Source organism: Streptomyces sp. NPDC056527, assembly GCF_042794475.1.
Classification (GTDB): Bacteria; Actinomycetota; Actinomycetes; order Streptomycetales; family Streptomycetaceae; genus Streptomyces.
On the sequence record NZ_JBHTTQ010000011.1, the window covers coordinates 73,851 to 92,241 of the forward strand.

15 protein-coding genes are annotated in these 18,391 nt (G+C 71.5%); 9 read left to right on the top strand and 6 right to left on the bottom strand.

All coding sequences use genetic code 11. The features are described from left to right. The first annotated feature begins 11 nt into the window (after window positions 1–11). The 3 genes from ACFQ7Q_RS09035 (at window position 12) to ACFQ7Q_RS09045 (ending at window position 2,226) form a co-directional block, all read left to right on the top strand. The gene (locus tag ACFQ7Q_RS09035) at window positions 12–659 is read left to right on the top strand and encodes a thymidine kinase (RefSeq protein ID WP_383551556.1); all 648 of its coding nucleotides are present in this window, start codon (window positions 12–14) and stop codon (window positions 657–659) included. A gap of 298 nt (window positions 660–957) precedes the next feature. Further along, window positions 958–1,494, top strand: coding sequence for a GNAT family N-acetyltransferase (locus ACFQ7Q_RS09040; RefSeq protein WP_383551558.1), 537 nt, complete (start codon window positions 958–960; stop codon window positions 1,492–1,494). 48 nt (window positions 1,495–1,542) lie between these two features. After that, the gene (locus ACFQ7Q_RS09045; protein ID WP_383551560.1) at window positions 1,543–2,226 is read left to right on the top strand and encodes a maleylpyruvate isomerase N-terminal domain-containing protein; all 684 of its coding nucleotides are present in this window, start codon (window positions 1,543–1,545) and stop codon (window positions 2,224–2,226) included. Window positions 2,227–2,453: 227 nt separating this feature from the next. On the opposite strand, the gene ACFQ7Q_RS09050 is transcribed toward ACFQ7Q_RS09045, so the two are convergent. Together ACFQ7Q_RS09050 and ACFQ7Q_RS09055 are read right to left on the bottom strand one after the other, a co-directional pair. Continuing rightward, on the bottom strand, window positions 2,454–2,882 hold the full coding sequence (locus ACFQ7Q_RS09050; RefSeq protein WP_383551562.1) for a heme-binding protein: 429 nt from the start codon (window positions 2,880–2,882) through the stop codon (window positions 2,454–2,456). A gap of 53 nt (window positions 2,883–2,935) precedes the next feature. Then, window positions 2,936–4,156 carry an MFS transporter gene (locus tag ACFQ7Q_RS09055; RefSeq protein WP_383551564.1) on the bottom strand — a complete coding sequence of 407 codons (1,221 nt, stop codon included), beginning with the start codon at window positions 4,154–4,156 and terminating at the stop codon, window positions 2,936–2,938. Window positions 4,157–4,601: 445 nt separating this feature from the next. On the opposite strand from ACFQ7Q_RS09055, the gene ACFQ7Q_RS09060 reads away from it, so the two are divergent. From ACFQ7Q_RS09060 to ACFQ7Q_RS09070, 3 genes are all read left to right on the top strand, one after another. Next, window positions 4,602–7,250: a YfhO family protein gene (locus ACFQ7Q_RS09060; protein WP_383551566.1), complete on the top strand. Its 2,649-nt coding sequence runs from the start codon at window positions 4,602–4,604 to the stop codon at window positions 7,248–7,250. A gap of 107 nt (window positions 7,251–7,357) precedes the next feature. Beyond that, a complete protein-coding gene (locus tag ACFQ7Q_RS09065; protein WP_383551568.1) occupies window positions 7,358–8,323 on the top strand; it encodes a glycosyltransferase family 2 protein in 966 nt (321 codons plus the stop codon). 3 nt (window positions 8,324–8,326) lie between these two features. Beyond that, a complete protein-coding gene (locus ACFQ7Q_RS09070) occupies window positions 8,327–9,661 on the top strand; it encodes a polysialyltransferase family glycosyltransferase (RefSeq protein ID WP_383551570.1) in 1,335 nt (444 codons plus the stop codon). A 284-nt stretch (window positions 9,662–9,945) separates the two neighbouring features. On the opposite strand, the gene ACFQ7Q_RS09075 is transcribed toward ACFQ7Q_RS09070, so the two are convergent. Beyond that, window positions 9,946–10,719 (bottom strand): VOC family protein, encoded by a 774-nt coding sequence (locus ACFQ7Q_RS09075; RefSeq protein ID WP_383551572.1) that lies wholly within the window; start codon window positions 10,717–10,719, stop codon window positions 9,946–9,948. 332 nt (window positions 10,720–11,051) lie between these two features. Between ACFQ7Q_RS09075 and ACFQ7Q_RS09080 the strand changes: the two genes are divergently transcribed. Beyond that, the gene (locus ACFQ7Q_RS09080; protein WP_383551574.1) at window positions 11,052–11,894 is read left to right on the top strand and encodes a sulfurtransferase; all 843 of its coding nucleotides are present in this window, start codon (window positions 11,052–11,054) and stop codon (window positions 11,892–11,894) included. Between the two features lie 327 nt (window positions 11,895–12,221). On the opposite strand, the gene sepH is transcribed toward ACFQ7Q_RS09080, so the two are convergent. After that, window positions 12,222–13,298 carry a septation protein SepH gene (gene sepH / locus ACFQ7Q_RS09085; RefSeq protein WP_383551576.1) on the bottom strand — a complete coding sequence of 359 codons (1,077 nt, stop codon included), beginning with the start codon at window positions 13,296–13,298 and terminating at the stop codon, window positions 12,222–12,224. A gap of 453 nt (window positions 13,299–13,751) precedes the next feature. On the opposite strand from sepH, the gene ACFQ7Q_RS09090 reads away from it, so the two are divergent. Continuing rightward, complete coding sequence (locus ACFQ7Q_RS09090) at window positions 13,752–14,570, top strand: hypothetical protein (protein ID WP_383551578.1); 819 nt, start codon at window positions 13,752–13,754, stop codon at window positions 14,568–14,570. Between the two features lie 3 nt (window positions 14,571–14,573). Here the strand turns inward: ACFQ7Q_RS09090 and ACFQ7Q_RS09095 are convergent, their stop codons facing one another. Further along, the gene (locus ACFQ7Q_RS09095; RefSeq protein WP_383551580.1) at window positions 14,574–15,872 is read right to left on the bottom strand and encodes a D-arabinono-1,4-lactone oxidase; all 1,299 of its coding nucleotides are present in this window, start codon (window positions 15,870–15,872) and stop codon (window positions 14,574–14,576) included. After that, complete coding sequence (locus ACFQ7Q_RS09100; RefSeq protein WP_383551582.1) at window positions 15,853–17,124, bottom strand: MFS transporter; 1,272 nt, start codon at window positions 17,122–17,124, stop codon at window positions 15,853–15,855. The genes ACFQ7Q_RS09095 and ACFQ7Q_RS09100 overlap by 20 nt, the downstream gene beginning before the upstream one ends. 132 nt (window positions 17,125–17,256) lie before the next feature. On the opposite strand from ACFQ7Q_RS09100, the gene ACFQ7Q_RS09105 reads away from it, so the two are divergent. Then, entirely contained in the window at window positions 17,257–18,384 is a 1,128-nt protein-coding gene (locus tag ACFQ7Q_RS09105; protein WP_383551584.1) for a ferrochelatase, read from the top strand. Window positions 18,385–18,391: the final 7 nt, after the last annotated feature.

Here is an 18,391-nt window from a genome sequence, read left to right on the forward strand (position 1 = left end):
ACCTCCTCCTGATGTCCGAGCTGGTCTTTTTCTCAGGAACCATGGACTGTGGGAAGAGCACGCTGGCGCTGCAGATCACCCACAACCGCTCGGCCCGCGGCCTGCAGAGCGTGATCTTCACCCGCCAGGACCGCGCCGGCGAGGGCAAGCTCTCCTCCCGCCTGGGCCTGGTGACCGACGCGGTCGAGGTGACCGACGCCATGGACCTGTACGCGTACGTGGTCGGTGAGCTGTCCCAGGGTGGGCGAGCGGACTACGTGATCGTCGACGAGGCCCAGTTCCTGGCATCAGGGCAGATCGACCAGTTGGCCCGGATCGTGGACGACCTCGACATGGACGTCTTCGCCTTCGGGATCACGACGGACTTCCGTACGAAGCTCTTCCCGGGCTCGCAGCGCCTCATCGAACTCGCGGACCGCATAGAGCAGCTCCAGGTCGAGGCGCTGTGCTGGTGCGGCGCACGTGCCACCCACAACGCCCGTACCGTCGACGGGGAGATGGTTGTCGAGGGCGAACAGGTCGTCGTGGGCGACGTCAACCGCCCTGTAGAGGTCGGCTACGAGGTCCTGTGCCGGCGCCACCACCGTCGCCGCATGACTTCGGCCTCCGCACACGCCGCCGCCCTCTCCCCGGACGTCCTCCCCGTCAATCGCGCCTGATCGACGGGCGGCGTGCTGCTGGTCGCGTAGGACCGGCATGGACCGGACCAGCCGGCGCTCGCCGATCCCGCCTGGGCACCGCGGCCTTGAGAACGGGAGCAGTCGCGGCCCTCTACGGCCGAAGGAGATCAGCTCGCACAGCTGACCCCTGACGGCCGTCTTGACGATCTTTCGCCGGGTGGGCGCAACCGGCACCCCACCGGAGCGCGTGTCGGCAGTCGAAGAAGTCCACAAGACGCTGCCCGTCGCGGCCGTGCGGAATCGAACCGCTCGGCCCGGGAGGATCAGGAGCCGTTCCGTGCCGGACAAGATCACGCTGCGCCCCGTCACCGCCGACGACCTCGACGTGTGGGAGCAGGAGTTCACTGGGCCGGAGGGCTGGGGCGTCCACCAGTGGTTCGGCCACCAGTCGACGGCCGACCTGCGCCGCCGCTTCGCGGAGAACGGCCTCCTCGGCCCCGACGGCGGGCTGTTCTCCGTCGTCGAGGGCGACGTGACGGTGGGCCGGGTCAAGTGGTTCCCCGGCACCTGGGGGCCCGCGGACCTGACCAACTGGAGCCTTGCCATCGGCCTGGTGCCCTCCGCCCGCGGCCGGGGCATAGGCACCCGGGCCCAGCGGCTCCTGGCGGACTATCTGTTCGAACACACCAGGGCCGACCGGATCCAGGCGTGGACGGACGTGGCCAACCTCGCCGAGCAGCGGGCCCTCGAGAAGGCCGGCTTCGTCAGGGAAGGCGTCCTGCGCTCCGCTGTATGGCGCGGCGGACAGTGGAACGACTCGGTGATCTACTCCATGCTCCGCGCAGAGCGGCCGGAAGACGTGGAGAGCTGCTAGCGGAACACCGAACGACCTTGTCCGACGATGATGGGAAACGACACCAGCGTGAATCAGGACCGAGTGCTCGAAGCCTTCCGCCAGGAAGCCGGGGCCCTGACCGATGCCATGTCAGAACTGTCCCCGGCCGAGTGGGACCTTCCGACACGCTGCACTCCCTGGAGCGTGCTCGACCTCCTCGGGCACGTATGCGTGGTGATCGACTGGCTACCAGGCATGCTGGACGCCGCGGCACCCGATGAGCCGGAGATCTCGGCAGCGGAGTACTACCGCCCGGACGACCGCTTCTCACCTCGGACCAACGAAAGTCGGATCACACTGGCCAAGGACCGTGCCGCGAGGTCCGCCGACGGCGCCGCCTTCGCCCAGGACTTCGCCGCGACCTGGCAGCGGGTCGACCAGCTGTGCCGGGTCCAGCAGGCCGGACGGACCGTGCGAACGCGTCATGGCGACGCCATGCTCTTGTCGGACTTCCTCCTCACCCGCGTGGTCGAGGTCGCCGTCCACGGTCTCGACCTCGCCGACGCACTCGGACGCAAGCCCTGGCTGACCTCGGCCGCCGGCGACGCCGTGACGGAGCTGCTCCTCGGCACGGAACACGCCACGGCCACCGACGAGCTGGGGTGGAGCCGGACTCGTTTCCTGCGCAAGGCCACCGGTCGGGAGCCGCTGAACGAAGCGGAGACCGCACAGGTCGAACGGCTCGGCATCCGCTGGCTCGCCCTGGGCTGACCCCGGCGCCCGTCCCTAACCCCGAGAAACCGGGAATCACCCGGCCGCGGCTAGGCGGACGGGGGAACGGGCGCCGCGATGGCGTAGACGGTCTCGTCCCGGTGACCGACGCTCCCCGCCCGCCTCCTGGACGCCTCTCGCCGACGACGAAGGCCCCGGTCTCTGACCAGGGCCTTCGGACAGGCGGGCACCGGTGGTTCAGGCCGGTGCCCGAGCCTCTGCCGGGCTCAGGCGAGCGCCGTGAGTGCCGTCGTGGCGAAGCCGTGGTCCTGCTCCGGGGCGCCGCCGCCGACCCCGATGGCGCCGATGAGGCGACCGTCGCGGTGGACCGGGAGTCCGCCGGCGATGAAGAGGAGCGGGCGGTCCAGCGCCGTGGTGAGGCTGTGGAACGGACCGTCGGGCTTCACCAGGTCGACGAGGTCGGCGGTGGGGGCGTTCAGCTGCAGCGCGGTGTACGCCTTGCGGGTGCTGGTCTCGCCGGAGACGAGCACGGCGCGGTCGTCCCGGCGGAAGGCCAGCAGGTGGCCGCCCGCGTCCAGGACGGTGACGCTGACGGTCACTCCGGCGTCCTCGGCCGCGCGGCGGGCAGCGTCGAGCAGGATCTCGGCGTCCTGAGTGCTCAGCGGGATGACGGCGGTGGGGGTGGTGGTGCTCATGGTGCGTTCTTCCTTCGTGGTGACGAGGTGATGAGGAGCCAGGTGTACGGGGGTCAGTGGCCGACGGCCGTGGCGACTGCCGGTGCCACCGCCGGTGCGGCGCCCTGCGCCACGACCCGGGAGCGGGCCTTGGTGCGCCGGTCGAGGAACGCGGCCAGGAAGGCCAGCAGCAGGGCGGTGGCCGAGAGCAGGGCGCCGACCCAGTTCGGGGCGGTGTAGCCGAGGCCGGCGGAGATCACGACGCCACCGAGCCAGGCGGCGAGCGCGTTGCCGAGGTTGAAGGCGCCGATGTTGGCGGCCGAGGCCAGGGTGGGCGCGGCGGTGGCCTGGTCGAGGACCCACTTCTGCAGCGGGGGCACCGTGGCGAAGCCGAGCGCGCCGATCAGCGTGAGGGTGATCGCGGCGAGCACCTTGTTGTGCGCGGTCGCCGTGAAGACGAGCAGGGCCAGGGAGAGGGCGCCCAGGGTCGTGAAGAGCAGCGGCATCAGGGCGCGGTCGGCGAACCTGCCCCCGACGAGGTTGCCGAGGAACATGCCGATGCCGAAGAGGACGAGCAGCCAGGTCACGGCGCCTTCGGTGTAACCGGTGACCTCGGTCATCATCGGGGTGATGTAGGTGATCGCCGCGAACACGCCGCCGTATCCGAGGACGGTCATCGCCATGGCGAGCCAGACCTGGACGTTCTTGAAGGCGGCGAACTCGGTACGGACGTTCGCGCTCTCGGCCCTGCCCGCCTCCGGCACCAGCTTGGCCACGCCGAGGAGTCCGATGACCCCGAGGGCGGCGACGAGGGTGAAGGTGACGCGCCAGCCCGCGGCCTGGCCGATGTACGTGCCCAGCGGGACGCCGACGATGTTGGCGACGGTCAGGCCCATGAACATCAGCGAGATCGCCGACGCCTTCTTCTCCGGGGCGACCAGACCGGCCGCCACCACCGAGCCGATGCCGAAGAACGCGCCGTGGGCCAGCGAGGCGACGATCCGGCCGATCAGCATCACGCCGAACGACGGGGCGAAGGCGGACAGCAGGTTGCCGACGACGAAGAGGCCCATCAGGAAGAGGAGCATCTTCTTGCGCGACACCTTGGTGCCGAGCACGGTCAGGAGCGGGGCTCCGAAGACGACGCCGAGGGCGTAGCCGGTCACCAGCCAGCCGGCGGTGGGGATCGTGACACCGAAGTCGCCTGCGACCTGGGGCAGCACACCCATGATCACGAACTCGGTGGTGCCGATCCCGAAGGCCCCGATGGCCAGGGCCAGGAGCGCGAGAGGCATGGCGAAGCACCTTCCAAAACGATTGCAGGGGGGTCTTGCGTGCTTCGACAATAGTTGCAGACGCGGGATAAATGCAAACGGTGGCTATTGCGCGTGCGGGGTACTTTGCAACGGCGGGTTCCTGATGGGGGTACTTCAAACCGGCGGGTCCCGGTGGTGGGTACTTCGAACCGACCGGGTCCTGGTGCGGGGTGCTTCGAATCGACCGGGTCCTGATGCCGCGTGCCTCGAACCGGCCGGTCCTGATGCCGGGTGCTTCGAACCGACCGGTCCTGCCCGACGGCACCCCGTGTTCACCTGCGGTGCGCCCGGAGATCGACTGCTGATCGGATGCGGGACGCCCTGCTCGGCGGTAATGGGCCTCGGCCCGTGACGGGAAGCCCCACCGGCATGAGCACCGGGCCCTCCCGCATCCGCGCGCCGCACGAAACACCCCGGAGGACGTGTGCCCCCAGCTGCCGAGACCGTGCCCGACCAGGGCGAGGGCGCGCGGACCGAGGACGGTCGTACCGGTGGGCCGGACGCGGACGGAGGCCGATCCCGTACGGCGCGGCTGATCCGCGCGGGCCGGCGCGGCCTCCGTGTGCGGGCCGCCGCCGCTGCCGCCCTGCTGACCTGTCTCGGCTTCTGCCTCGGCGGGCTGATGGCCGGCGCCCATCCCTTCGGGCCCACGACCCGCAACACCGTCGACCTCGGCCAGCAGTACCTCCCGTACCACGCCTACTGGCGGCGACTCCTGCTCGGCGACGCCGACGGCGATCTCTTCCTGAACTGGAGCGCGGGCTTCGGAACGAACTTCCTCGGCGACTTCGGCACGTATCTGAGCAGCCCCTTCGACCTGATGGTCGTGCTGTTCCCGGCCGACCGGATGGAGCTCGCCCTCTACGTCATCACCGCGGCCAAGATCACCGCCGCCGGCGGGGCGATGGCAGTGCTGCTCCTGACGCTGCGCCGCGGCCCCTGGCCGGTGGCCGCCGTCCTGGGAACGGCGTACGCGCTGTGCGGATGGGCCCTGAACCACGGAGCCACCGTCCCGATGTGGCTCGACGGGCTGCTCGCCTTCCCGCTGCTGTGCCTGGTGGGGGAGTGGGCCCGGACCGGGCGCCGACCCGTGCTCGGCCCGCTGGTCGTGGCACTGGCCTGGTTCGCCAACTTCTACACCGCGTACATGGCGACCGTCGGCGCGGCCGTCGTCCTCGTCGTCCGGCTGCTCACGGCCGAGGGATCGGGACGTACGGCACGCGGCCGCCTCGCCGGGCTGCTGCGCTCCGCCCGGGCGGTGCTCCTGGGCGTCGGCCTCGCGGCTCCGATCGTCCTGGTGATCTTCCTGGCCACCCGGGTCGCGGACCCCACCCCCGAGGTCACGTTCGTCGCCGTCGACTGGACGGACGTCTTCGCCCGACTGCTCCCGGCCACGGCGGGCGTCGCGAGCCCCGCCCTGTTCATCGGCACCCCCGCGCTCGCGCTCGCCCTCACCCTGCCGTTCAACAGCGCCGTGGCCCCTCGCGTCCGGATCGCCTGGGTGGCCACGATCTGCCTGGTGACGCTCTCGATGCAGTGGGAGCCCACCCATCTGCTCTGGCACGCAGGCGCCTCACCCAACGGCATTCCGTACCGTCAGGCATTCGTGCTCTGCGGCCTGCTGGTCATCGCGGGCTGGCTGTCCACCGCCCAAGGGCTGCCCCGGACACCCGCGCTCCTCGGCGCGACGGGGCTGCTCGCGGCCATGGCGTTCGCGGTCCGGGACAGCGTCGTCGTCGACCGCTGGACCTACCCCGCCTTCGCCGTCGCGCTGGCCCTCGCCGTGCTCGCCGCCGCTGCCGTCGTCCTCGCGCGGCGGTACGGGGCCGGCTCCCGGGCCATGCCCGCCGTGGCCGTCGCCCTCCTCGTCCTGACGCAGATCGGTGAGACCGCGATCACCGGCGGCAGGATCGCAGAGCAGCAGCTGGCCCAGGTCCACTGGTCCCCCCGGGTCGGGCCCTGGCAGGAGGACATGGCCCGCACCGTCGAGGCGAAGGACGCCTGGCCCCGCCACCGCACGGACCCCGGCGAGGTGCCCGGCGGGAACGACGTCCTGCTGGTCGGCGGGCAAGGCGGCGAGTACTACTCCAGCCTCAGCTCGGACGTCTACTCCCGCACGCTCTCCTCCCTCGGCTTCGGCTACTACGCCAAGGGCCGGCACCCGGTCAGCCTGGACAACCCGGTGACCGACGCGATCTTCTCGATCGGCACCCGGATGCGGTCCGAACCCACCGCGCCCCTGCGGACGGACGAGCTGCCCGAGGCCGTCATCACCGCCACCGACACGCCCGTCCCCCCGCTCGTCACCGTCCGACCGGACGTCCGGCTTCCCGCCCCGGGGGCCCGCTTCGGCGAATCCGCCTTCGCCAACCAGGAACTGCTCCTCGGCTCGAAGGTGTACGACACGCCGGCCCAGGTCCGGCGTACGGACGGGCCGAAGGACACCGCCACGCTGACCGCCACCTGCCCCGCGAACGCACGCGTCTGGTTCTGGGCGCCCCAACTCCAGGGCACCGCCACCCTGAACGGACAGCGGCCCGTGTCCTTCGTCGGCAAACTGCCGTCAGTCCTCGGCCCCATGCAGCCGCTCGGCACCGTCCCGGAATCCGGCGCCGTACGGATCGAACTGCGCAGCGACCGAGGGGCCCTGAAGCTGCCCCGGCAGCCCGTCGGCTGTCTCGTCCAGGAACGACTGGAGACAGCCGTACGGCAGTTGACCGCGACCGGAGCCACCGCCGTGCACGTCTCCGGACACGGCCTCACAGCCGAACTCCCGCCCGGCAGCACCGGAACCGCCGTCATCGCCGTGCCGCGGATCTCCGGCTGGAGCTGCGCCGCGGGTGACGCGAGACCGGCTCCCGCCAAGCGCTATCTGGGCCTCCTGGCCGTTCCGCTCGACGGCGGTGCGACCACGGTCAGTTGCTCGTTCCGGCCCCCGGGTCTGCGCATCGGCGGTGCGATCGCCGCCGTCTCGCTTCTCGTCCTGCTGGCGCTCGGATTCCGGAGCCGGTTTCTTCGCAGGACGACAAGAGTTCACCTGGAATGCACATCGGGATCGTCGGACGGGAAATGACGATGGATACGCTGCCCGCCTGGCCGGCGTCTGTCCGGGTGAACGTCATGACTCGATCGCTCGCGCGATCGACTGATTGACCGTCTGTTTGAGTGTTGGGAATTCGTGTGCCGAAACTTTCCGTCATCGTGCCGTTCCACAATGTCGGGATCTATGCCCCCGACACCATGCGCAGCCTCGCGAACAACGCGGATCCGAACTTCGAGTTCCTGCTGATCGACGACTGCTCCACGGACGAGACGCCGTACGTGCTGGATCGCTGGGAGAGCCGCGTCCCCCACGCGACCGTCATCCGCCACGAGACCAATCTCGGTGTCGCACAGGCGCGCAACACCGGCCTGGACGCGGCGACCGGGGACTACGTCACCTTCCTCGACGGCGACGACTGGTACGCCCCCGGCCACCTGCGCGCCATGGTCCGAGGCATCGAGTCGCTCGGCTGCGACTTCGCCCGTACCGACCATGTGCAGTCGACCGGAAGCTCGCGCAGCATCCGTTACGCGCCCGCCGGACTCCGCGACACCGTGATGAATCCGCGCGACGGAATCGCACCGGCCAAGATGGTGACGATGGTGGACTATCCCTTCGTCCCCTTCGGCATCTACAGCAGCCGTCTTTTCGAGAACGGCGCCTCGCGATTCGAGACGAAACTGCGCACCGCCGAGGACCGGCTCTGGATCTGGCGCCTCCATCTGAAAGCCACCACCTACGCGGCGCTCAGCCTGCACGGAGTCTTCTACCGTCGCGGTGTCACGACCTCCCTCACACAGATCACCGACAATCGCCAACTGGACTTCATTCCTTCGTACGACCTCCTGCTCGAAGAGGTCTCGAAGGACCCCGAGGCCGATCGCTTTCTGCCGAAGGCGGTACGCACCTACTGCGCCATGATCGCCTTCCACATGGGCAAGGCCGACCAGTACGAACCCGCCGTGACCAAGCGGCTCAGGCAGAACGTCACCGAGGCCCTGCGCCGTATGCCGCAGCAGGTGCTCGACGAGACGCTGGCCACGATGGACACCGCGCGCAGCACCCTGCTCACCAGCCTGCGCGCCACCGGAAGGACCGCCTGAGCCATGACCGCGAACCCGCGCACCCAGATCTTCCAGGTGTCCACGCTCTACGGCGCGGCCACGCTCGCCGCGGCACTCGACGCGGGCCGGTTCGGCGCCCGCGAGGACGTCCGGCGCATCCTCCTCGTGTCGAACAACGCCGAGATCCCGGAGACGGCGCTGCGACTCGACGAGATGACCGGCTACGACCGGATCGCCGCCCGGTTCGACGAGGCGATCGACTGGAACGAGGCCATCCACCCGCACCACCCCAGCTCCTGGTCGCCCCGCCCGGAAGAGGCCCCGCTGTGGCAGCGGGTGTTCCGGACGGCCTGGGCTCTCGGGACCGCCCCGGTCGAGCTGATCGTCGAGTCCATCCAGGTCAACCCCGCCAAGGCGCTCGCCGCGGTCTTCGCCGAGAGCACCGTCGAGGTGTACGCCGACGGCCTGATGAGCTACGGGCCGACGCGTGACGAGCTGCCCCAGTCGATCGCCTGTCGCATCCAGCGCCTGCTCCACCTCGACCTCGTGCCCGGTCTGCGCCCGCTGCTCCTCGCCGAGTACGACGTCGAGCCCGAACTGGTACCCGACACGGCCTTCCACGCGGTGCTCACGGAGATCGCCGATGCGGCCGGGGACGACCGGCAGCTGACCGAGGCGGTCGCGGCCGAGGCCACCGCAATCCTCCTCGGCCAGTACCTCGCCGCCCTCGGCATCCTCACCGCCGACGAGGAGGAGGAGCTGCACGTCCGGATGTTGCGCGGAGCCGCCGCGGCAGGCCACACGTCGGTGGTCTTCAAGCCGCACCCGACCGCACCCGCCCGCTACTCGACGGCGCTGCACGAGGCGGCCGAGGCGTCCGGCGTACGCCTCACCGTCCTCGACGGTCCGCTGCTCGCCGAGACCCTCTACGAGCGCTGCCGCCCGCGGCTCGTCGTCGGCTGCTTCTCCACTGCGATGCTCACGGCCTCCGTCTACTACGACGTCCCCATCGCCCGGGTGGGCACCGGCACGGTCCTGGAGCGGCTCAGTCCTTACGAGAACAGCAACCGAGTGCCGCTCACCGTCGTGGACCACGTCGTGCCGGACCTGGAGTCGGGCGAGGGCCCCGCGGTGCCCGGCGCCGCACCGGAGACCCTGACCCCTCTCGTACGCGCCGTGGGCTACTGCATGCAGCCGCGACTCCACCCGCTGCTGCGCCCCGAGACGGCGGAGTTCCTCAGGGCGCTCCAGGGCGAGGGCGGCACGGAGCGGTACTTCATGCGGGAGCGGCTGACCGAACTCGGACTGCCCGGCGGCGACGGCCGACGGGGCGCGTCCCGGCTCCGCCGAAGCCTGGTCCGCAGCGGCCGGAACTGACGAGAAGGCCCGCGGCGACCGGGGCTGACTCGAAGGCTCGCGGTGACCGGGGCTGACTCGAAGGGCGCGGTCACCGGAGCTGACGGGAAGGCCCGCGGCGGCCGAGGCTGACTCGCGGGACTTCGGCCGCCGGGGCCGCGACTCGCGGGACCGAGGTGGCCGGGGCTGACTCCAAGCACTGCCTTGGCCGGAGCTGACCGGCCGGAGCTGACCGGCCGGAGCTGACCGGCCGGAGCCGACCGGCCGGAGCCGACCGGCCGGACCTCGGCCGTCGGGGGTGGCCCTCAGCTGCCCGCAGAGCGGACGATGGTGAAGACCGCGCCCTCCGGGTCGGTGACCAGGGCGAGCCGGCCCGCCGTGCCCTCCCTGGGCGGTCGAAGGACCTGCCCACCCAGCTCGGTGACCAGGCGGGCGGCCGCGTCCGTGTCGGCGACCTCGAAGTACGTCATCCAGTGCGCGCCCCGGTCGCGCGGGAGCGCCGTACCGACGCCGTGCAGCGACGCCACCGGACGGCCCTCCAGGTGGAGGGTCAGATAGTCGAGGTCGGCGGAGACGATCGGCTCGACCTCGTACCCGAACACCGTCCGGTAGAACTTGCCGACCGCCGAGGTCTCGTATGTGAGCAGCTCGTTCCACACCGGGGTGCCGGGCGCGCCGGCTTCCGCCGTGCCGACGTGCGCGCCGGCCTGCCAGACACCGAAGACCGCGCCGGTCGGGTCCGAGCAGATCACCATCCGTCCGGCGTCGCCCGCGTCGAGCGGGCCGACGGCGACCGTTCCCCCGCAGCAGCGGATGGTCTCCGCCGTCTCGTCGGCGTCGTCCGTGGCCAGGTACGTCGTCCAGGCGACCGGCAGATGCCGGTCGGGCGGCAGCTGGCCGATACCCGCCACTTCCCTGCCGTCGAGCAGCGCGCGGACGTACGGGCCGAGCTGCTGCGGCCCGGGGACGAACTCCCAGCCGAAGAGCGCGCCGTAGAACTCCTGTGTCGCGTCAAGCCCGTGCACCATCAGGCTCACCCAGCAGGGTGCACCGGGTGTGCGCCGAGTCGCCTCGGTCATCGTCACTCTCTCCTCGGACCATCGTCGTGGCCGTACGGGGGGACAAGCCGTGCGCACGAGCGCGTACGGGCGGGTGGGAGCGAGGCCCCGGGTACCGCAGCGGATTACTGCCCGCCGCCGACCCGCCGTACGCGCGCCGGGTCGCGCGCCTCCGTGCAGATGCTCGCACCAAGGGGCGTGCAGCGCGCCAGGGCCGCGCCGTTCTTTGGCGCGATCCCGCGTGAGGATGCCTGGATCGCCGGGCCGGGTCCTCGCGGTCCCGTGATGCCTCGCCGCCGTTCCGGAGCTGCGGCACGGTCCGAGGCAGGGCGTGCTGCGCGAGGATGGCACCTATGAAGCCCATCATCACCGCAAGCGAACTCGTGAGCGAGTCGGCCGGGGCCAGGCCCCCGGTACTGCTGGACGTCCGCTGGCAGCTCGGCGGCCCGCCCGGATCGCCGGCCTACGAGGCCGGGCACATCCCCGGCGCCGTCTTCGTGGACCTGGACGCGGAACTGGCCGGTCCGCCCGGGAGCGGCGGGCGGCACCCGCTGCCCGACCCGGCGACGTTCGGGGCGGCGATGCGTCGGGCGGGCGTCTCGGCCGACACCCCGGTCGTCGTCTACGACGACTGGCTCGGCTGGGGCGCGGCCCGCGCCTGGTGGCTGCTGCGCTGGACGGGGCACGCGCGCGTGCGGGTGCTGGACGGCGGGCTCGCGGCATGGACGGCGGCGGGTCACGGCCTGTCGAAGGAGACGCCCGCCCCGGAGCCTGGCGACTTCGCACCGGAGCCGGGTGCCGTCGGTCTGCTCGACGCGGACGGGGCGGCGGCGCTGGCCCGCTCCGGCCTGCTCCTCGACGCCCGCGCGGCGGAACGCTATCGGGGCGACGTGGAGCCGATCGACCCGGTCGGCGGCCACATCCCGGGCGCCGTGTCGGCTCCGACGACGGAGAACGTGGACGCGGAGGGCCGCTTCCTGTCCGAGGAGGCGCTGGCGGCGCGCTTCTCGAAGCTCGGCGCGGGGGACGCGGGCGGCGGCGGAGCCGTGGGCGTCTACTGCGGCTCGGGCGTCTCGGGCGCGCACGAGGTGCTGGCCCTGGAGATCGCCGGCATCCCGGCGGCCCTCTACGCCGGCTCCTGGTCGCAGTGGTCGAACGACCCCACCCGCCCGGTGGCGACGGGCCCGAACCCCTAGCCGCCATGGCGAAGGGGCCGGGCCCCGGGCGCCGCTGCGAAAGGGCCCGAACCCACGGGAACGTCCCGACCCCCTGGGCGCCACGGCAAGGGCCCGAACCCCTAGCCGCCATAGCCCAGGAGCCGAGCCCTTGGGCGCCGCTGCGAAAGGGCCCGACCCCACGGGAACGTCCCGACCCCCTGGGCGCCACGGCAAGGGCCCGAACCCCTGGGCGCCACGGCAAAGGCCCGATCTCCTGGCCGCCATCGTCACAGGGGCCCAAACCCCCGGGCACCACGAGAAAGGGGCCCGCGTCGGTCGGCGCGAGCCCCCTTTCCCGTACGGGAATCAGTCCTGCTTCTTCCTTCGCGTGCCGAAGACGATCTCGTCCCAGCTCGGGACCGCCGCGCGTCGGCCCGGGCGGACGCCGTCCGCCTCCGCCTGGCGGTCCGTGGTGCCCGTCAGGCGGTCGCGGTGGCCCGAGACCGCACGGGGCATCAGGACGTCGGCGTACGCCGAGCCCGCGCCGGCCGAGGCCGCCGGAGCCGGCGGCTCCTCCGCCTCGGGCTCGTCGGAGGGCTCGGTCGAGGACGGCTCGGGGTTCCGGTCCGGGACGACCATGTCGCCGCGGAAGCTCGGCACGGCCTCCAGGAGGCTGGTGAGCGAGTCCCGCTCCTCCTCCGGCTCGGGAGCCGGAGCGGACCGTTCCGTCTGGCGCTCCATCTGGCGGTCCAGGGCGCGGTCCAGCGGCCTGTCCCTCGGCAGCCGGGCGATGCGCGGCACGAAGGGGAAGCTGGGCTCCGGCGCGGCGGCGATCGTGTCGTCCGTCTCGCCGATCAGTGCGCGCGCCTCGTCGTCCACGGCCTGGACGAGCCGCCTGGGCGGGTCGTACGTCCAGCTCGCGGTGTGGACCTCGCCGGCCACCCGGTAGACGAGCAGCACCTCCCACGTGCCGTCGTCACGGCGCCAGGAGTCCCACTGCACGGTGTCCTTCTCGGCTCCGCGCAGCAGCAGCCGCTCCTGCACCGCCTCGCCGAGCTGCGGACCGGTGTTCTCACCGGGCCGGCGCACGGGGGTCTTGCGGGCCCGCTCCGCCATGAACGCCCGCTCCGCGAGCACGGGGCCCTCGAAGCGCCGTACGCGGTCGACGGGGATGCCGGCGAGCTGGGCGACCTCCTCAGCGGAGGCACCGGCACGTATCCGTGCCTGGATGTCGCGGGGGCGGAGGTGGCTCTCCACCTCGATCTCGATCTGACCGAGCCGTGCGCGGTCGTTGCGCACGGCGGCGCGCAGCCGCTCGTCGATCGGAAGCGTGTACTCCGTGCTGTCAGCAGCCTTCAGCACCAGTCGTGTGCCGTCGTTGGAGACGGCCACGACACGCAGTTCGGGCATGGGGACCTCCCGGGTGGTGCCTGCCGACGTCACGTGCGTCGCTGCTTCCGCTAGTCGAGTGTGGCCTGCCCGGGTGCAGCCTGCCACAACCTTGCCGAGTTGCCCGGCGTGTCGGGCATGGACCCTGGAACGCCGTTATGGCACGGTTACCTGTTTACGACGCAGAGTGACCGGCGGTCACGCTGTGCGACAGGAATCCGTGCGGTGCCACGGCGCCGCCGGTTCGAGTGCCACTTTCGGCCCCCTCCCGTAGCCCCCGAGCACCCTTGCGGGAGCCCGGACCCAGGGCTCGACACAGTACTCCATTCGGGCCACCTGGGTGGACCGGCACGCCGCCCAACTTCTCCGGAGGTACGGGAGTTGAGTCTCCGCGACCTTCGCCCTTACGTGTCGCTCTTCACAGAACCCACGGAAACGGAACTATTCACTTCGCCCATTTGTCCCTTGTGGGTGCATGGTTGAACGGATGAGCAGGCAAGGGCGGGTATGAATCAGGCGAAGGACGAGAAGAAGAAGCGGATCGACCTCAGCGTCGCCCAGGTCTCCGGCAGCGCGGTCGCCGCCGTCGTCGCCGCCAAACTCGCCTCCACTCTCGGCGTGTACGGCACGATCCTCGGCGCCGGTGTGATCAGTGTCATCGCGACCTGCGGTGGTTCGGTCTTCCAACACCTCTTCAAACGCACGGGAGAGCAGATACGGGAGGCCGCCGTCCACTCCGAGCCGGCGAAGGCGGCAGAGCCCACGGCCCGGCGGCCGGTCCCGGACCGTACGCAGGTGCTCGCGACGGTCGGCGGGTCCGGGGCGTCCGCGCACGGCGGCGAGTTCGGGGAGGGGGTGGGCGAGGAGTTCGGCGAGGCCACCACGCACGGCACCCGCGTCCGGGGCTGGAAGCGCTCCGGAATCGCCGCGGCGCTCGTCTTCCTGGTCGCCATGGGAGGCATCACCACCTACGAACTGATCTCCGATCAGGACTTCAGCGGCACCAAGGGGAGCACGACCTTCGGCTCGGTCGTCCGGGGCGACGGCGGCGGCAAGGCCGAGCCTTCGACCGGTACGACGCCCTCGCACAGGCCGCAGAACGAGCCGCAGCGGGGGCGGGACGACACCGGCGGCGGCACCGGCACGCCGTCCCCGGGGACCGGCGGGACCACCCCGGACCCGACGCCCACGCCGTCACGCTCGCCCGGGGGCGACCCGACGCCCGCACCCACTCCGACTCCCACGCCCACCGACACGACGCCGACCCCGACTCCGACGGGGACCCCGTCCACCGGTGACGGTGGACAGGAGATCCCGGCCGAGTGACCGTCAGTCGCCCAGTGCCCGGCGCAGGTAGTCGTTGGCGAAGAGCCGCCCCGGGTCCAGCCGGTCCCTCAGTGCCGTGAACTCCGCGAAGCGCGGGTAGACCTCGGAGAAGTACGCGGCGTCCCGGGTGTGCACCTTGCCCCAGTGCGGCCGGCCGCCGTGCGCGGTCATGATGCGCTCCACCGCGGTGAAGTACCCGCTGTGGGGCGTCCCCTTGTAGAGGTGCACGGCGATGTACGCGGTCTCACGGCCCGAGGCCGTGGAGAGGGTGATGTCGTCGGCCGGGGCCGTCCGCACCTCCACGGGGAAGCTCACCTTCAGCGGCGAGCGCTCGACCATCGCCTTCACCTCGCGCAGCGCCGCGACGGCCGCCTCGCGCGGCAGGGCGTACTCCATCTCCAGGAAGCGCACCCGTCGCGGGGAGGTGAAGACCTTGTACGGGATGTCGGTGTACGTACGTGCTGACAGCGCGCGGCTGGAGATCTTGGCGAGCGAGGGGATCACCGGAGGGACGGCCCGGCCCAGCGAACAGGCGAGCTGGAAGACCCCGTTGGAGAGCAGCTCGTCCTCGACCCACCCGCTGATCTTCCCGGGCGGGGCGGCGGGGCCCGCGCTGCGGTTGTTGCGCTTGGTGTTGCAGTTGTCGGTGTGCGGGAACCAGTAGAACTCGAAGTGTTCGTTCTCCGCGTGCAGGGCGTCGAACTCCGAGGTGACCCGGTCGAAGGTCATCGGCTCCTCGCGCGCGGTGAGCAGGAAGACCGGCTCCACGGCGAAGGTGATGGCCGTGACCACACCGAGCGCGCCGAGGCCTATCCGGGCGGCCGCGAAGACCTCCGGATTCTCCTTCTCCGAGCAGGTCAGCAGCCGGCCGTCCGCGGTGACCAGCTCCAGCTCCCGGATCTGCGCGGCGATCGAGGCCGAGTCGCGGCCCGTGCCGTGGGTTCCGGTGGAGGTGGCGCCGGCGACCGTCTGCTCCATGATGTCGCCCATGTTCGTGAGCGACAGGCCCTCCCGGGCCAGCGCCACGTTGAGCCGCTTGAGCGGAGTGCCGGACTCCACCGTGACCGTCATCGCCTCGCGGTCGATGCGCCTGATACCCGTCAGCAGGTCGGGCCGGACCAGCACGCCGTCCGTGGCGGCGATCGAGGTGAAGGAGTGGCCGGTGCCGACCGTCTTCACGCGCAGCCCGTCCGCGGCCGCCTTCCTGATCGCGTCGGCCAGTTCCTCGGCCGAGGCCGGGCGCACCTCCCGTACCGGACGGGAGGTGACGTTCCCCGCCCAGTTACGCCACGGGCTGCTCACCGTCCCGGTGCTCCCCGACCGCTGTGACTGCCCCGTGCTCGTCCCGCTCACGCTGCCCCTCCCGTGTCGGCACCGGCTGCCGCAGCCGGTGGTAGCCCAGGAGACCCACCAGGACCGCGAGCGCGCCCGAGACGACGGGCACCACGTACGCCGCTTCCGCACCGGAGGCGTCGACCACCCAGCCGGCGGCCGAGGAGCCGAGCGCCACACCGATCGCGAGCCCGGTCCCTGTCCAGGTCATGCCCTCGGTCAGCTTGGTGCGAGGTACGTGTGCTTCGACGAGGGCCATGGTGGTCACCATCGTCGGTGCGATGGACAGGCCCGCGACAAAGAGCGCCACGGCCAGCAACGGCAAGTTCCCGGCCAGTAGGAGGGGGATCATACTCACGGCCATCGCGCAGACGCCCAGCAGCCACCTGCGCGACGGCTCGCCCTTGAGGTGGAGCAGGCCGAACACGGCGCCGGCCAGACAGGAGCCCAGCGCGTAGACCGCGAGCACCAGGCTGGCGGCGGCCTTGCTGCCCTGCTCCTCCGCGAAGGCGACCGTCACCACGTCGACCGAGCCGAAGATCGCGCCGGTGGCGACGAAGGCGAGGGCCAGGATCTGGAGTCCGGGGGAGCGGAGCGCGGAGCCGCCGGAGCTCCCGTCGCTCGGGTGCGGCTCGGGCTCGGTGGCCCGCAGCGACGTCAGCCAGAAGACGCCGATGGCGAGGAAGACGGCCGCGAACAGCGGGCCGGCTTCGGGGAACCAGATGGTCGACAGACCGATGGAGATGATCGGGCCGAAGATGAAGCACACCTCGTCGACGATCGACTCCCAGGAGTACGCGGTGTGCAGCCGGCGCGCCTCCCCCTGGTAGATGTCCGCCCAGCGGGCCCTGGTCATGGCACCGAGGCTCGGCACGCAGCCGATCACGGCGGTGAAGACGAACAGGGTCCAGTCCGGGGCGCCCTGCTGGACGCAGAGCAGCAGTCCGGCGGCCGCGACCAGCGACACCAGGGTCACGGGGCGCAGCACGCGGCGCTGCCCGTGCCTGTCGACCAGCCGTGAGACCTGCGGGCCGAGCACGGCGGCGGACATGGCCATGGTCGCGGAGAGCGCGCCCGCGAGCCCGTACCTTCCCGTCACCTGGGAGATCATGGTGACGATGCCGATGCCCATCATGGACAGCGGCATCCGGCCTATGAAACCGGCGACCGAGAACGATCTGGTGCCGGGCGCCGCGAAGATCGCGCGGTAGGGACTGGGCAAGGGGATCTCCGGGCGTCGGCTCAACACGTGTAATTAATAGCTAAAGCCTACGGTGTTGAAGTGAATGCCGCAGCCGTAATTTCGGTCGGGGCGCGCCATCGGCCGTCAGTGGCGGATGGGAGGATCGGTGCCATGTCCGATCAGTACGATCCCGCACCCTACGACGCCCTTCTGCTGCTCTCCTTCGGCGGTCCCGAGGGCCCGGACGACGTCGTCCCGTTCCTCGAGAACGTCACCCGCGGCCGAGGCATTCCGAAGGAGCGGCTCAAGGAAGTGGGGCAGCACTACTTCCTCTTCGGCGGTGTCAGCCCGATCAACGACCAGAACCGCGCGCTGCTCGACGCCCTGCGCGCGGAGTTCGAGCAGGCCGGCCTCGACCTGCCGGTCTACTGGGGAAACCGGAACTGGGCGCCGTACCTCACCGACACCCTGCGGGAGATGGTCACCGACGGCAGGCGACACATCGCCGTCCTCACCACCAGCGCCTACGCCTCGTACTCCGGCTGCCGGCAGTACCGGGAGAACCTCGCCGACGCGCTCTCGGAGCTGGAGGCCGAGGGGCTCCCGCTGCCCCGCGTCGACAAGCTCCGGCACTACTTCAACCACCCCGGCTTCGTCGAGCCCATGGTCGAGGGAGTGCTCGCCTCGCTGGCCGACCTCGACGACTCCGTCCGGGCCGGCGCGCACCTCGCCTTCACCACCCACTCGATCCCCGACTCGGCGGCGGACTCCTCCGGACCGGCCGGCGAGCACGGCGAGGGAGGCGCCTATGTGAAGCAGCACCTCGACGTGGCCCGGGTGATCGTCGACGAGGTCCACAAGAGGACCGGCGTCGAGTACCCCTGGAAGCTCGTCTACCAGTCCCGGAGCGGCGCCCCGCACATCCCCTGGCTGGAACCGGACATCTGCGATCACCTGGAGGAGCTGCACGGCGCCGGGGTCCCGGCCGCCGTGATGGTCCCGATCGGCTTCGTCTCGGACCACATGGAGGTGCTGTACGACCTCGACACCGAGGCCACCGCCAAGGCCGCCGAGCTGGGGCTCCCCGTCCGGCGCTCCGCGACCGTCGGAGCCGACCCGCGCTTCGCGGCGGCCGTACGGGACCTCCTCCTGGAGCGCGCGGCGAGCGAGCGCGGCGTCCGGGTCGAGCGCTGCGCCCTGGGCGCCCTCGGGGCCTCCCACGACCTCTGTCCCATCGGCTGCTGCCCGGCGAGGGCGGAGCGGCCCGCGGCGGCCGGAGCCGACAGCCCGTACGCATAAGGAGTGC

Excerpts from the sequence above, each read along its gene's own strand:
- ACFQ7Q_RS09035 (WP_383551556.1), top strand. The coding sequence starts at position 12 with ATGTCCGAGCTGGTCTTTTTCTCAGGAACCATGGACTGTGGGAAGAGC.
- ACFQ7Q_RS09050 (WP_383551562.1), bottom strand. The coding sequence starts at position 2,882 with ATGAGCACCACCACCCCCACCGCCGTCATCCCGCTGAGCACTCAGGAC.
- ACFQ7Q_RS09055 (WP_383551564.1), bottom strand. The coding sequence starts at position 4,156 with ATGCCTCTCGCGCTCCTGGCCCTGGCCATCGGGGCCTTCGGGATCGGC.
- ACFQ7Q_RS09070 (WP_383551570.1), top strand. The coding sequence starts at position 8,327 with ATGACCGCGAACCCGCGCACCCAGATCTTCCAGGTGTCCACGCTCTAC.
- ACFQ7Q_RS09075 (WP_383551572.1), bottom strand. The coding sequence starts at position 10,719 with ATGACCGAGGCGACTCGGCGCACACCCGGTGCACCCTGCTGGGTGAGC.
- ACFQ7Q_RS09080 (WP_383551574.1), top strand. The coding sequence starts at position 11,052 with ATGAAGCCCATCATCACCGCAAGCGAACTCGTGAGCGAGTCGGCCGGG.
- ACFQ7Q_RS09090 (WP_383551578.1), top strand. The coding sequence starts at position 13,752 with ATGAATCAGGCGAAGGACGAGAAGAAGAAGCGGATCGACCTCAGCGTC.
- ACFQ7Q_RS09105 (WP_383551584.1), top strand. The coding sequence starts at position 17,257 with ATGTCCGATCAGTACGATCCCGCACCCTACGACGCCCTTCTGCTGCTC.